This window comes from Ralstonia sp. PBBBR1 (genome assembly GCF_002256165.1).
Classification (GTDB): Bacteria; Pseudomonadota; Gammaproteobacteria; order Burkholderiales; family Burkholderiaceae; genus Ralstonia; species Ralstonia thomasii.
In genome coordinates this window covers 415,885-428,559 of sequence record NZ_NKIL01000002.1, presented here as the reverse complement: position 1 = coordinate 428,559, position 12,675 = coordinate 415,885, and the positions used below count along the sequence as shown (strand labels likewise).

General features: G+C 61.8%; 14 protein-coding genes. 6 read left to right on the top strand and 8 right to left on the bottom strand.

Going from position 1 to position 12,675, the window contains the following annotated elements:
* Window positions 1-38: 38 nt before the first annotated feature.
* The 6 genes from priB (at window position 39) to CFE42_RS02020 (ending at window position 4,464) form a co-directional block, all read left to right on the top strand.
* Window positions 39-365, top strand: a complete 327-nt coding sequence (priB, locus tag CFE42_RS02045) for a primosomal replication protein N (RefSeq protein ID WP_004626487.1) — start codon at window positions 39-41, stop codon at window positions 363-365.
* A 3-nt stretch (window positions 366-368) separates the two neighbouring features.
* Window positions 369-656, top strand: coding sequence for a 30S ribosomal protein S18 (gene rpsR / locus CFE42_RS02040; RefSeq protein WP_004626489.1), 288 nt, complete (start codon window positions 369-371; stop codon window positions 654-656).
* 24 nt (window positions 657-680) lie between these two features.
* Window positions 681-1,133 (top strand): 50S ribosomal protein L9, encoded by a 453-nt coding sequence (gene rplI, locus CFE42_RS02035; RefSeq protein WP_004626491.1) that lies wholly within the window; start codon window positions 681-683, stop codon window positions 1,131-1,133.
* 141 nt (window positions 1,134-1,274) lie between these two features.
* Complete coding sequence (locus tag CFE42_RS02030) at window positions 1,275-2,663, top strand: replicative DNA helicase (RefSeq protein ID WP_012435397.1); 1,389 nt, start codon at window positions 1,275-1,277, stop codon at window positions 2,661-2,663.
* Between the two features lie 149 nt (window positions 2,664-2,812).
* Complete coding sequence (locus tag CFE42_RS02025) at window positions 2,813-3,439, top strand: DUF47 domain-containing protein (protein ID WP_004626497.1); 627 nt, start codon at window positions 2,813-2,815, stop codon at window positions 3,437-3,439.
* A gap of 14 nt (window positions 3,440-3,453) precedes the next feature.
* A complete protein-coding gene (locus CFE42_RS02020) occupies window positions 3,454-4,464 on the top strand; it encodes an inorganic phosphate transporter (RefSeq protein ID WP_004626498.1) in 1,011 nt (336 codons plus the stop codon).
* Between the two features lie 82 nt (window positions 4,465-4,546).
* On the opposite strand, the gene CFE42_RS02015 is transcribed toward CFE42_RS02020, so the two are convergent.
* From CFE42_RS02015 to CFE42_RS01980, 8 genes are all read right to left on the bottom strand, one after another.
* On the bottom strand, window positions 4,547-5,296 hold the full coding sequence (locus CFE42_RS02015) for a C40 family peptidase (protein ID WP_004626500.1): 750 nt from the start codon (window positions 5,294-5,296) through the stop codon (window positions 4,547-4,549).
* Between the two features lie 141 nt (window positions 5,297-5,437).
* Window positions 5,438-5,863 carry a hypothetical protein gene (locus tag CFE42_RS02010; protein ID WP_012435399.1) on the bottom strand — a complete coding sequence of 142 codons (426 nt, stop codon included), beginning with the start codon at window positions 5,861-5,863 and terminating at the stop codon, window positions 5,438-5,440.
* Between the two features lie 121 nt (window positions 5,864-5,984).
* Window positions 5,985-7,712 (bottom strand): PhoH family protein, encoded by a 1,728-nt coding sequence (locus CFE42_RS02005; RefSeq protein WP_004626505.1) that lies wholly within the window; start codon window positions 7,710-7,712, stop codon window positions 5,985-5,987.
* Between the two features lie 463 nt (window positions 7,713-8,175).
* Window positions 8,176-8,640, bottom strand: coding sequence for a peroxiredoxin (locus tag CFE42_RS02000; protein ID WP_004626506.1), 465 nt, complete (start codon window positions 8,638-8,640; stop codon window positions 8,176-8,178).
* Window positions 8,641-8,735: 95 nt separating this feature from the next.
* Window positions 8,736-9,629, bottom strand: a complete 894-nt coding sequence (locus CFE42_RS01995) for a 4-deoxy-4-formamido-L-arabinose-phosphoundecaprenol deformylase (RefSeq protein WP_004626508.1) — start codon at window positions 9,627-9,629, stop codon at window positions 8,736-8,738.
* A gap of 35 nt (window positions 9,630-9,664) precedes the next feature.
* Window positions 9,665-10,723: a bifunctional UDP-4-keto-pentose/UDP-xylose synthase gene (locus tag CFE42_RS01990; protein ID WP_004626510.1), complete on the bottom strand. Its 1,059-nt coding sequence runs from the start codon at window positions 10,721-10,723 to the stop codon at window positions 9,665-9,667.
* Between the two features lie 16 nt (window positions 10,724-10,739).
* Window positions 10,740-11,681: a formyltransferase gene (locus CFE42_RS01985; RefSeq protein ID WP_004626512.1), complete on the bottom strand. Its 942-nt coding sequence runs from the start codon at window positions 11,679-11,681 to the stop codon at window positions 10,740-10,742.
* Window positions 11,678-12,673: a glycosyltransferase gene (locus tag CFE42_RS01980; RefSeq protein WP_004626514.1), complete on the bottom strand. Its 996-nt coding sequence runs from the start codon at window positions 12,671-12,673 to the stop codon at window positions 11,678-11,680. Before CFE42_RS01980 ends, CFE42_RS01985 begins: the two co-directional genes overlap by 4 nt.
* Between the last annotated feature and the right edge of the window lie 2 nt (window positions 12,674-12,675).

Below are 12,675 nucleotides of genomic sequence, written 5' to 3'. Positions count from 1 at the left end.
CGCGCGGTGCTGCGCAAGCCTGATCGCGCATCACCAGCATGAACGAAACCCTCGGGGACAACGCCATCAACCGCCTGCAGCTCGTCGCCACTCTGGTCGAGCGCGAGGTGATGCGATACACCCCAGCCGGCGTGCCGATCGTCAATTGTCTGCTGGCATACAGCGGGCAGGCGGTCGAAGCGCAGACAGTGCGGCAGATCGAGTTTTCGATGGAGGCACTGGCAGCCGGCAAGATGGCTTCCGTTCTGGATCGCATCGCTCCGGGCACCGTCCTGGATTGCGTGGGATTCCTGGCTCGCAAGCACCGCAGCAGTAAGGCACTGGTCTTTCACATCTCCGGATGTAACGTATTCGTAAAGGATTGAATCATGGCATTCATGAACAAGAAGCAGCGCGACGCGAAGAACAAGAAGCGCTTCCAGCAGCAAAACCCGTTGTTCAAGCGCAAGAAGTTCTGCCGCTTCACCGTGGCTGGCGTTGAGCAGATCGACTACAAGGATCTGGACACGCTCAAGGACTTCATCGGCGAGAACGGCAAGATCACGCCGGCCCGCCTGACCGGCACGCGCGCGATCTATCAGCGCCAGCTGGACACGGCCATCAAGCGCGCACGTTTCCTCGCGCTGATGCCGTACACCGATCAGCACAAGCACTAATCAGCGGGATAAGGAGAACTGACAATGCAAATTATTCTGCTCGAGAAGGTCGTCAACCTGGGTAACCTGGGCGACGTGGTGCGCGTGAAGGACGGTTACGCTCGTAACTTCCTGATCCCGAACAAGCAAGCTCGCCGCGCTACGGATTCCGCCATCAAGGAATTCGAAGCCCGTCGTGCTGAGCTGGAAAAGCTGGCTGCTGAAAAGCTGGCAGCTGCACAAGCCGAAGGCGAGAAGCTGAACGGCCTGACGCTGCAACTGTCGCAAAAGGCTGGTGTGGATGGCCGTCTGTTCGGCTCCGTCACCAATCACGACATCGCCGACGCACTGGTTGCACAAGGCTTCAAGGTCGAGAAGGCGCAAGTGCGTATGCCGAATGGCCCGCTGAAGACCGTTGGCGATCACCCGGTCGTCGTGTCGCTGCACACCGATGTGGCAGTCGACGTGACGGTGTTGGTGCAGGGCGACGCAGTCTAAGCACGCAAGCTGCACCTCGCGGCGCCTGGGCAGCCGGCCGGCGCGAGTCAAGAAGGCAGGGACGAAAGTCTCTGCCTTTTTTGTTGTCCTTTGTGTCAGGGGTTCAAATTGAAGACTGAGCAGCGCCGTTATAATCCCGCCATGAACGCGCCCTCCGATCCCCAGCTCGATTCCCTCAAGGTGCCCCCGCATTCCATCGAGGCCGAACAGTCGGTGCTCGGCGGGTTGCTGTTGGATAACGCCGCCTGGGATCGCATTGCCGATTTCATCAACGAGCACGATTTCTACCGCTACGACCACCGGCTGATCTTCCACAATATCGGCAAGTTGATCTCGCAGGCCAAGCCGGCTGACGTGATCACGGTATACGAGCAACTGCAGGCCGCTGGCAAGGCGGAAGAGGTGGGTGGCCTGGCGTACCTGAACGCGCTGGCCCAAAACACGCCGAGCGCCGCCAATATCCGTCGTTATGCGGAGATCGTTCGCGACCGCGGCGTGCTGCGCCAACTCGTGACGATCGCCGACGAGATTTCCGCTGGTGCCTTCAACCCGCAGGGGCGCGACGTGCGCCAACTGCTGGACGAGGCCGAATCCAAGGTGTTCGCGATTGCCGAAGAGGGCTCGCGCGGGCAGAAGGGCTTCCTGGAAATCCAGCCGCTGCTGACGCAGGTGGTCGAGCGCATTGATGAGCTGTACCACCGCGATAACCAGAGCGACATTACCGGTGTGCCGACGGGTTTCGTTGACCTCGATCGCATGACCAGCGGTATGCAGGGCGGCGACCTGATCATCGTGGCCGGTCGCCCATCGATGGGTAAGACGGCATTCTCCCTGAACATCGGCGAACACGTGGCGGTGGAGCAGGGCCTGCCGGTGGCTGTGTTCTCAATGGAAATGGCGGGTACGCAGCTCGCCATGCGTATGCTGGGTTCGGTCGGTCGATTGGATCAGCACCGCCTGCGCACCGGCCGACTGCTCGACGAGGATTGGCCGCGCCTGACGCATGCCATCCAGAAGATGAACGACGCGCAGCTCTTCATCGACGAAACCCCTGCGTTGAACCCGATGGAGTTGCGTGCACGTTCGCGCCGGCTTGCACGCCAGTGTGGACAGCTCGGCCTGATCGTCATCGACTACCTGCAGCTGATGTCGGGCTCGGGCAGCGGTGAGAACCGTGCGACCGAAATTTCGGAAATCTCGCGATCGCTCAAGGGTCTGGCGAAGGAACTCAACTGCCCCGTGATCGCATTGTCGCAGTTGAACCGAAGCTTGGAGCAGCGCCCGAACAAGCGTCCTGTGATGTCGGACTTGCGCGAATCCGGTGCTATCGAACAGGACGCCGACGTGATCCTGTTCATCTATCGCGATCAGGTCTACAACCCCGATTCTCCGGACAAGGGTACGGCCGAAATCATCATTGGTAAGCAGCGTAACGGCCCGATTGGGACCGTTCGCCTTACGTTCCTGGGTGAATACACGAAGTTCGACAACTTCACCGGGGGCAATGCCTTCTTTGACAACGACACGTAACGTGTAATTCGTGTCGGCCTGCCACAACGTGCCACGCATGTCGCGAGGCTGGTTCCGGTAAAATATTGCGTTTTAATGACAGCGCCGGCGGTGATCCCGTCCGGCGTTGTTTTTACGACTCCTGCTTTTTTCCGTTCCCAAGGATCATCATGTTCGGTCGCTTCATGCCCACCGAAGGCAAGTTTTTTGAGTACTTCAACCAGCACGCCGAGTGCGCCGTCAAGGCGGCCCACGCGCTGAAGGAGCTGGTCAACGATTTGCCCAATGCCGAAATGCATGCACGCAACGTGCAGAATTTTGAAAAGAAGGCCGATCGCATCACGCATGACACGATCGAACTGCTGCACAAGACTTTCATCACCCCGCTTGATCGCGACGAGATCCACAAGTTGATCACGACGATGGACGACATCCTCGACCTGATGGAAGACGTGTCGCTCACCATCTCGTTGTACGACGTGACCAACGTGACGGACGAGGCGCGCCAGCTCGCGACCATCTGCGTGGCTTGCTGCGAGGAAGTCCGCAAGGCCGTGGCGCTGCTCAGCGACATGAACAACGGCCGCCAGATCCTCACCATTGCCCACGAAATCGACCGTCTTGAGTCGGATGCCGATCGCGTGATGCGCGCTGCCATGGCCAAGCTGTTTCGCACCGAGAACGACATCAAGCTGCTGATCAAGCTCAAGGCGATCTACGAACAACTGGAGAGCATCACCGACCGTTGCGAGGATGTCGCCAACATCATCGAAGGCATCGTGCTCGAAAACGCCTGACGAGACGACGCCTCATGCATACGCTTCAGATCAGTCTCTGGGTGGTCGTTCTGCTGGTGGCGCTGGCCATTGTGTTCGACTTCATGAATGGCTTTCACGACGCGGCCAACTCCATTGCGACGGTGGTGTCGACCGGCGTGCTCAAGCCGCAGCAGGCAGTGGCCATGGCCGCTGCCTGCAACGTGATCGCCATTTTCATCTTCCACCTCAAGGTGGCAACCACGGTGGGACGGGACACGATTGATCCGTCCATCGTCGATCATTACGTCATCTTCGGGGCGTTGGTCGGCGCCATCGCGTGGAACATCATCACGTGGTACTACGGCATTCCGTCCAGCTCGTCGCACGCGCTCATCGGTGGCTTGGTAGGCGCGGCTGTGGCCAAGTCCGGCACGGGCTCGCTGGTGGCCAGTGGCTTGCTCAAGACCGTGGCGTTCATCCTGATTTCGCCGTTGCTGGGTTTTATCCTCGGCTCGCTCTTGATGGTGGCGGTGTCCTGGCTGTTCTTCCGAACGCCGCCATCCAAGGTGGACCGATGGTTCCGGCGCTTGCAACTGCTCTCCGCTTCGCTGTACAGCCTGGGCCATGGCGGCAACGATGCGCAGAAGACCATCGGCATCATCTGGATGCTGCTGATTGCGGGCGGCTACGCGTCGGCCACGGCAACCGAACCGCCGATCTGGGTCATCGTCTGCTGCTATGTGGCGATCGGCTTGGGTACGCTGCTGGGTGGCTGGCGGATCGTGCGCACGATGGGTCAGAAGATCACCAAGCTCAAGCCGGTCGGCGGTTTCTGCGCGGAAACCGGTGGCGCCATGACGCTGTTCTTCGCTTCGGCGTTGGGCGTGCCAGTGTCGACGACGCACACCATTACAGGCGCCATTGTCGGTGTGGGCGCGGCGCAGAAAGCTTCTGCCGTGCGCTGGGGGGTGGCAGGCAACATCGTCTGGGCGTGGGTGTTGACGATTCCCGCGTCGGCGTTCATGGCGGCCATCGCCTGGTGGATCGGTCGACACGTGCTGTAAGCAAAGCCGGCCGCGGATTCACTTCGCAAAAACGAAACGCCCACCAAACCGGTGGGCGTTTTGCATTGGGGCGAGCGATGCGCTACTGCGTGGCAAAGCGCGCGATGGGGTCGTCATCCGCAGGCGGCGTCGCAGCCGCCGGCACGCGTGTCGACATCAGGCTGTCGGCCTGAGCATCGCGTGTGCGGGCGAGGGTACCGAGCGGATCATCGTCGATTGGGCTGGCAGGGCTGACGGGCGCCGGCGTGATGGGGGCGATGGTCGGCGCCGGTGCATCGGGCAGGTTGCTCACGGCCACGACACGGCGTGCGCCCCCGTAGCGGCTGGCCCAATAAGACTTGGTCATGTCTTCAAGGCGCACCGTGCCGCCTGTGGCCGGTGCGTGGACAAACCGGTTCTGCCCGACATAGATGCCCACGTGCGAGTTCGGCTGGCCGGTCGTGTTGAAGAAGACGAGGTCGCCCGATGCAACATCGCGGCGATCCAGTGAGGTGCCGCGGCGGCCCATTTCGGCGGCGGTACGCGGCAGGTTGACAGACGCAGCGCGTTGCACGACGTAGCGCACGAGCCCGCTGCAATCGAAGCCGCTGTCGGGTGTATTGCCGCCGTAGCGGTAGGGCGTGCCGACCAGCGCCATGGCTTCGATGGAGATTTCTTCCAGACCGGCGCTCGGATCCTGGATCGGGGCGCCGCGCGTGCGCAGGCCAGTATCGCGCGAGGCGGTGGAGCGGGTCGGGGTCGAGGAGCATGCGGACAGCAGGCACACCAGCGCCAGCAGGGCGGCGCCTGCCAGTCGCATGTTGCCGTGGGGAAAGCTGTGCCGCGTGAGCATTGGCCATCAGGAGAGTCCGGATAGCGAGCATGCTATGCGCGCCGCGTCAGAAAGCCAAACTGCGTGTTGGCGAGGCGCAACGCCAAGCAGGGCGCGGGTCTGCGAATTTTGCCCTGATGGCGTCGCGCTTTGCGGGCAGGTTTACCAGCGTAGTTGGACGTTGCGCGTGCTGCCCGTCTGCACCGTCGCCCGCTTGGTGGTGCCTTGGTATGTGGCGATGACGTTGTAGCTGGCCGGCGGTGCCTTGATCAGACAGCGCGGGCCGTCGGCGCGGAAGCTTGCGACCTCCTTGCCGTGTCGCGTGAGCTGGACGTCGACGTCGGCCAGATACTCGCCGCGCGCGCCTTGCGTAAACAGCAGAGAGAGGTTGTAGTTGCGGGCTTCACTGTTCAGCGCCTGCTGCTCGTCCTGCGCAACGCCGCCGCAGACGTAGCTGATCTGGCCGGCGGTCTTTGGCGTGAGGTTGTCGGCGAGCGCAATGGACGCGCCGGCGGACAGCATCATCGCCAGCGCGGCCGACGTCAGGGTCAAGCGCGATCGGGTCTGCAGGTTTTGCTGCATGGGCATCATTGGCCTCCATCAGGGAAGAAAAGAGAGGTGCCGAACATGCAGCAAAAAAAAGGCCACGCAATCGCGAGGCCCGATGGCACAACGGTTTGCGGCTGATGACGTTGCCGCGATGTGATTTCTAAAGCACGTCTGAGGCGTGATCTGCGAGTCGCGAACGCTCACCGCGCGCCAGCGTGATATGCCCGCTGTGGCTCCATCCCTTGAAGCGATCCACCACGTAAGTCAGGCCCGACGAGCCTTCCGTCAGATAGGGCGTGTCGATCTGCGCGATGTTCCCCAGGCAGACGATCTTGGTGCCGGGGCCCGCGCGCGTGACCAGCGTCTTCATCTGCTTGGGCGTCAGGTTTTGCGCCTCGTCGATGATCAGGAACTTGTTGACGAAGGTGCGGCCGCGCATGAAGTTCATGCTCTTGACCTTGATGCGCGAGCGGATCAACTCCTGCGTGGCGGCACGGCCCCACTCGCCGGCATTGTCGTCGGACTTTTGCAGGACCTCGAGGTTGTCGTCGAAGGCGCCCATCCACGGCTGCATCTTTTCTTCTTCCGTGCCGGGCAGGAAGCCGATGTCTTCACCCACAGGCACCGTGGCGCGCGTGATGATGATCTCGTTGTAGAGCTTCTGATCCAGCACCTGCTCCAGGCCTGCCGCCAGTGCCAGCAGCGTCTTGCCCGTGCCAGCCTGGCCAAGCAGCGAAACGAAGTCGACTTCCGGATGCATCAGCAGGTTCAGCGCGAAGTTCTGCTCACGGTTGCGCGCGGTCACGCCCCAGACGTTGTTCTTCTGGTGCGTGTAGTCCTTGAGCGTCTGCAGCACGGCGGTTTTGCCGTTCAGCTCCTTGACTTGCGCATACAGCGGCAGACTGCCGTCATTCGGTTCAAGGAAGACAAACTGGTTGACCAGGAACGATGGCACCAGCGGGCCGGACAAGCGGTAGAACGTCGTACCCGTCTTGGGGTCCTGCCAGCTCTCGATGTTTTTGCCGTGCTTCTGCCAGAAGTCCGCCGGCAGGGCCATGATGCCGCTGTAGAGCAGGTCGGTGTCTTCCAGCACGCGGTCGTTGAAGTAGTCCTCCGCCGGCAGGCCGAGGGCGCGCGCCTTGATCCGCATGTTGATGTCCTTGGACACCAGCACGACGGATCGATCCGGACGCTGCTGCTGCAACGCGGCCACCACGCCGAGGATCTGATTGTCTGCCTTGCCCTGCGGCAGCCCATCGGGCAGCTTGATGTCGTTCAGGCGCGTCTGGAAGAACAGGCGCCCCTGCGCATCGCGGTTGCCGAGCTTGGCGAGCGGCAGGCCGTCGTCCATGACGCCATCGGTGCCCGCCACAAGCTGGTCGAGCGTGCGACTGACCGTACGGGCATTGCGCGCGACTTCGCTCATGCCCTTCTTGTGGTTGTCCAGCTCTTCCAACGTCATCATCGGCAGATAGACGTCGTGCTCTTCAAAACGGAAGAGCGATGTCGGATCGTGCATCAGCACGTTGGTGTCGAGCACGAACAGCTTGGTCGGGCCTTCATCGCGGCGAGCGCGGCGGCGGGCAGCGGTTTCGGTCGATTTGCCGGCTGCGCTCACCTTGTCAACCGCCTTGGCGACGATGCCGGCGTGTTCGCGTGGGCCCTCTTTCGCCATGGGGGAAGCTTCGCCCGAGCGGGCGCGGGCCGGGCTGGCTGCATTGCGTTTAGGTTGCGCACGGCCGGTTTCTGATAACGCCTCGCGCTCGAGCGCTGGCACCGGTTTTCGAGGTTCCTGACCCGCCTTCGGCTTTCCGGCTTTGCCGAAAGGCTTGAATTCAGCCGGGTCAAGCAATTGGGCTGGCTGGGTGGGCATGGTCGGCAGCGGCATGCTTCGATTACCTCTCTGGGTGGAACAACGACGAAACACCGCCCGCGCACGTGGCGAGGCGGTGCTGGCGGAAAACGCGGGAAAACGGATGGGCGCGTCGCGACGTTTGACGCGCAGACGACGGCCACAAAAAAGCCGCCATGACCTGCGAGAGGTGAGGCGGCCTGGATGAACGCCACGACAAGCTGCACGATTCGGACGTTCTGCCCAGCCTGCTTGCCGGGAAAAACGCAGAAGCGATATCAGGCCAACTTGGCCGCCGGTACCGTCGTGGGCTATCGGAATGGCATCCGGATTTCGTACTCATCGGTTCCGACTGTATCGGAAGCTTTTGTGATTTGCAATCTGTCACATGTGACGTGTGGTGCGGCGCAAACTGATCACGACGGACGATGCGAAATCGACGGAAAAGCAAACGCCAGAAGCCGTACGGGCGCTTTTCCGACGGGTGGCTACCTTGCTGTTACAGCGCGCGTACCGCCGTCAGAACATCATCCACATGGTTGGGCACTTTCACGCCACGCCATTCCTTGCGCAGCACGCCCTTGTTGTCGATCAGGAATGTGCTGCGCTCGATGCCGCGCACGTCCTTGCCGTACATCTTCTTCATCTTGATCGTGTCAAAGATGTTGCAGACGGCTTCGTCGGCGTCGGAAATCAGCTCGAACGGCATCTCCAGTTTCGCCTTGAAGTTTTCGTGCGATTTCAGGCTGTCGCGCGAGATGCCGAACACCACGGCGCCGGCGGCTTCAAAGGCGTCGTACTGGTCACGGAAGTTCATCGCCTCGGTGGTGCAGCCGGGGGTGTTGTCCTTCGGATAGAAATACAGCACGACGATCTTGCCGCGCTGTGACGCCGGCGAGAACGTGATGCCACTGGTGGCCGGTGCGGAGAAATCGGGAAGAGGCTGGTCGAGCGTGACAGGCATGGTGTGTTCCGGAAAACCGCGGGGAAGAGACGGAAAGCTCGTGGACGGGCAATGCTCAGGCGCTGCGCCTGCCGCCCGACTGGAGATCGTGAGGATCAGGCCGGTTGAACGATCAGGCTGCCGCTGCGGCCGGCAACTTCGCCCCACGTGACGGGCTGCACGGGCAGGGTACTGCGATCGAGCGTTGCGTAGTAATCGCCCATCGACCCAAGCCGATGGCCTTGCGCGCGCCAGCCTCGCAGCAACTCGCTGAAGATCGGGGCGAGTTTCTGCCCTTCAAGTTCCGCATGCAAGGTAAATACCTGGTCGCGGTCGGACTCGGTCATCTTCAGGATGTGCCGGGCGACGTTGTCGAGGGTGATGTCTTTCACGCCAATCAGTTCGTCCAGCGTAGGCAGCGTGGTCGGCAATTGCACGTGGTTCAGCGCTTTGCCGTCAACGCTCGGGATGTACGGATGCGTGCCCCGGCCGTCGGAGGCGTAGGCCATGCCCCAGTTGTCGATCTGGCGGAAGGCGTGGTCGTTCATCTGCCAGCCCGCAGCGCCGTGCGTCACGGGAGGCTTGCCGAATACCTGGGTGAAACGCGCGTGAGCCGCGGTCATTTGGCGCGCGGTCCAGCCGGCATCGCGCTGGCGCACGTTGTCCTGCCAGAGAACGTGGTCCCACGTGTGGATGCCAGTCTCGAAACCTGCTTCGCCGATGGCGCGCATTTCGGCAGCGGCTTTGCGGCCGATGTCTGGTCCGGGCAGCAGCACGCCGTACATCAGCGTACGAAAGCCGTAATGCTCGACGACTGACGTGCGGGAGACTTTTTTCAGGAAACCGGGGCGGAAGGCCCGGCGAAGCGCCCAGCCGGTGTGATCCGGGCCGAGACTGAAGAGGAAGGTTGCGCCAGCTTCGTGCTCGCGCAGCATGCGCGCGAGGTTGGGCACGCCTTCGCGGGTGCCGCGCAGGGTGTCGACGTCAATCTTGAGGACGATGAGGGCCATGAACCTGCGCGGAAGGTGCGACTGAGATGCGGCTTTTACTTGTTGCCGTTGCCGTCTTCGACCAGGCTGCGGGCTTCAGCCACGTGCGTGCGATACGCTTCGAAGATGTTCGCCAGCGCGTCCTTCATCACGGTGGTCGGCTTCCAGCCGAGGTCTTCCATGGTGTTGGCGATCTTCGGCACGCGGTTCTGCACGTCCTGGTAGCCGGTGCCGTAGTAGGCGCCGGAGGTCGTTTCCACCAGTTGGACCTGCTTGGCGGTGTCCTTGTACTCGTCGATCTTGGCGGCTTGTTCCAGCATCATGTTGGCCAGCTCGCGCACCGAGTAGTTGTTTGACGGGTTGCCAATGTTATAGATCTTGCCCGAGGCCACGCCGTCCTTGTTGGCGATGATGCGTACCAGTGCGTCGATGCCGTCATCGATATACGTGAAGGCGCGTTTCTGGCTGCCGCCGTCGACGAGCTTGATGTTCTCGCCGCGCACGATGTGACCGAGGAATTGCGTCACAACGCGCGACGAACCTTCCTTCGGGGTGTAGATCGAGTCGAGGCCCGGGCCGATCCAGTTGAACGGACGGAACAGCGTGAAGTTCAGGCCTTCCATGCCGTAACCCCAGATCACGCGGTCCATCAACTGCTTGGAGCAGGCGTAGATCCAGCGCGGCTTGTTGATCGGGCCGTAGACCAGCGGCGAGGCTTCTGGATCGAATTCCGAATCGCTGCACATGCCGTAGACCTCGGAGGTCGACGGGAAGACCAGGTGCTTGCCGTACTTGGCAGCCGAGCGAACGATCGGCAGGTTGGCTTCAAAGTCCAGTTCAAACACGCGCAGCGGGTCTTTGACGTAGGTCGACGGCGTGGCGATTGCCACCAGCGGCAGGATCACGTCGCACTTCTTCACGTGATACTCGACCCACTCCTTGTTGATGGTGATGTCGCCCTCGAAGAAATGCATGCGGGGGTGGTTGACCAGGTCGCCCAGACGCTCGGTCTGCATGTCCATGCCATAGACCTCCCAATCGGTGGTCTCCAGGATGCGCTTGGACAGGTGGTGGCCGATGAAGCCGTTGACGCCGAGGATCAATACTTTTTTCATGAAGGCAAACTCAAGATCAGGAGAGGGCGAGCTGGCTGGCGAGCTGCTGCGCAGTCACGACAGACGTTCCGCTGGCAGCTTGGGGCTCGACGCGCCAGAGCTCGTGAATGGCAATGGCTCCCCCATCGCCGCACACGCCGAACATCGCATTATCCACGACGTGCAGGCCCGGCGGCAAATTCGTAAAGGTTTGATGCGCCACACGGGCTCGAGCGACAACGTAGCGCTCGCTGCTGGCGTCCGTAAAGGCGCCAGGGTAGGGCGGCGCCACGGCACGGATCAGGTTGTAGACCTGCTGGGCCGGTTTGGACCAGTCGATCCGGCCGTCTTCGGGTTTGCGGCCGCCGAAATAGCTGCCGTTGGCCAACACGTTCGGGTGCCGCGGAATGTGCCCGGCAATCATCGCGGGAAGCGCACGCCACAGGGTTTGCTCGGCCGCCACCGTGGCCTTCTCGAACACTTCGTGCGAGGTGTCGTCCGGCAGGATCGGCACGATGGTCTGGTCGACGATGTAACCGGCATCGGGCTTTTCGACCATCTCGTGCAGGGTGGCGCCGGTCTCGGTCTCGCCGTGCAGAACCGCCCAGTTGATGGGCACGCGGCCACGGTACTTGGGCAGCAGCGAACCGTGCATGTTGAACGCGCCGAATTTGGCAAGGCTCAACAGGCGCATCGGGATCATGTGGCGGTAATAGAATGAAAAGATAAAGTCCGGCGCGATGGCGGCGATCCGGGCGTGCAGGTCTTCACCGTTTGCATTGTCTGGCGTGATGTAGGGGATACCCAGTTCTTGTGCGGTCGCGCGCACGCTGCCGAACCAGATGTTCTCGGTGGCATTGTCTTCATGCGTGACAACGAGTTCGACCTGGATGCCGCGGGCGGCCAGCACGCGCAGGCAGCGTACCCCGACGTTGTGATACGCAAAAACGACGGCGCGCCGCTTGATGTCGGAACTCATGCAACACCTCGCTGCGAGCCCGTCTTCAGATCGGCAGCGCCTGCTTCATGCAAATGTGAGGTTTCCTCCAGCACGCCCTGCACCAGATAGCGCGGGCGCTCACGCACCTGTTGATAGATGCGGCCGATGTATTCGCCCAGCAAGCCGATACCAAACAGCAGTACGCCCATCAGGAAGAACGTGATGGCGAACAGCGTGAACACGCCCTGGACTTCAGCGCCCAGGACGAACCGCCGTACCACCAGCAGGATGAACAGGACCGCCGAGGCGAACGACAGCAGCATCCCGATCGCCGAGAACCATTGCAGCGGTACCACCGAGAAGCCCGTCACCAGGTCGAAATTCAAGCGTACGAGCTTGTACAGCGAGTACTTCGACTCGCCCGCGAAGCGCTCTTCGTGGTCGACTTCGATTTCGGTGGGGTTCTTGCTGAAGGTGTAGGCCAGCGCCGGGATGAAGGTGTTGACTTCGCGGCAGCGGTTGATGGTGTCGACGATGGTGCGGTTGTAGGCGCGCAGCATGCAGCCCTGGTCGGTCATCTTGATGTGCGTGATGCGCTCGCGAAGCGAGTTCATCGCACGCGACGCGGTGCGGCGGAACCAGCTGTCCTGGCGCACGCGCCGGATGGTGCCGACGTAGTCGTAGCCTTCGTCGAGCTTTTCGACCAGGCGGCCGATTTCTTCCGGTGGGTTCTGCAGGTCGGCATCGAGCGTGACGACGCGTTCGCCGCGCGCATGTTCGAAGCCGGCCAGGATGGCCATGTGCTGGCCGTAGTTGCCGTTGAATAGCACGACACGTGTGCTGTCCGGACGCGCGCGGAACTGTTCGGCCAGCATGGCGGCGGAGCGGTCGCGGCTGCCGTCGTTGACGAACACGACTTCGTACGAAATGCCGAGTGCATCGAGTGCGGGATACAAGCGCGCAAACAGCGCGGCGAGCCCGTCTTCTTCGTTGTAAACAGGAATGACGACCGAGAGAGCGGGTGTCTTCATTA

Coding starts and splice junctions, on each gene's coding strand:
- rpsR (WP_004626489.1), top strand. CDS start 369: ATGGCATTCATGAACAAGAAGCAGCGCGACGCGAAGAACAAGAAGCGC.
- CFE42_RS01985 (WP_004626512.1), bottom strand. CDS start 11,681: ATGAGTTCCGACATCAAGCGGCGCGCCGTCGTTTTTGCGTATCACAAC.
- CFE42_RS02010 (WP_012435399.1), bottom strand. CDS start 5,863: ATGCCCATGCAGCAAAACCTGCAGACCCGATCGCGCTTGACCCTGACG.
- CFE42_RS02020 (WP_004626498.1), top strand. CDS start 3,454: ATGCATACGCTTCAGATCAGTCTCTGGGTGGTCGTTCTGCTGGTGGCG.
- CFE42_RS02030 (WP_012435397.1), top strand. CDS start 1,275: ATGAACGCGCCCTCCGATCCCCAGCTCGATTCCCTCAAGGTGCCCCCG.
- CFE42_RS01990 (WP_004626510.1), bottom strand. CDS start 10,723: ATGAAAAAAGTATTGATCCTCGGCGTCAACGGCTTCATCGGCCACCAC.
- CFE42_RS02005 (WP_004626505.1), bottom strand. CDS start 7,712: ATGCCGCTGCCGACCATGCCCACCCAGCCAGCCCAATTGCTTGACCCG.
- CFE42_RS01995 (WP_004626508.1), bottom strand. CDS start 9,629: ATGGCCCTCATCGTCCTCAAGATTGACGTCGACACCCTGCGCGGCACC.
- rplI (WP_004626491.1), top strand. CDS start 681: ATGCAAATTATTCTGCTCGAGAAGGTCGTCAACCTGGGTAACCTGGGC.
- priB (WP_004626487.1), top strand. CDS start 39: ATGAACGAAACCCTCGGGGACAACGCCATCAACCGCCTGCAGCTCGTC.
- CFE42_RS02025 (WP_004626497.1), top strand. CDS start 2,813: ATGTTCGGTCGCTTCATGCCCACCGAAGGCAAGTTTTTTGAGTACTTC.
- CFE42_RS02015 (WP_004626500.1), bottom strand. CDS start 5,296: ATGCTCACGCGGCACAGCTTTCCCCACGGCAACATGCGACTGGCAGGC.
- CFE42_RS01980 (WP_004626514.1), bottom strand. CDS start 12,673: ATGAAGACACCCGCTCTCTCGGTCGTCATTCCTGTTTACAACGAAGAA.
- CFE42_RS02000 (WP_004626506.1), bottom strand. CDS start 8,640: ATGCCTGTCACGCTCGACCAGCCTCTTCCCGATTTCTCCGCACCGGCC.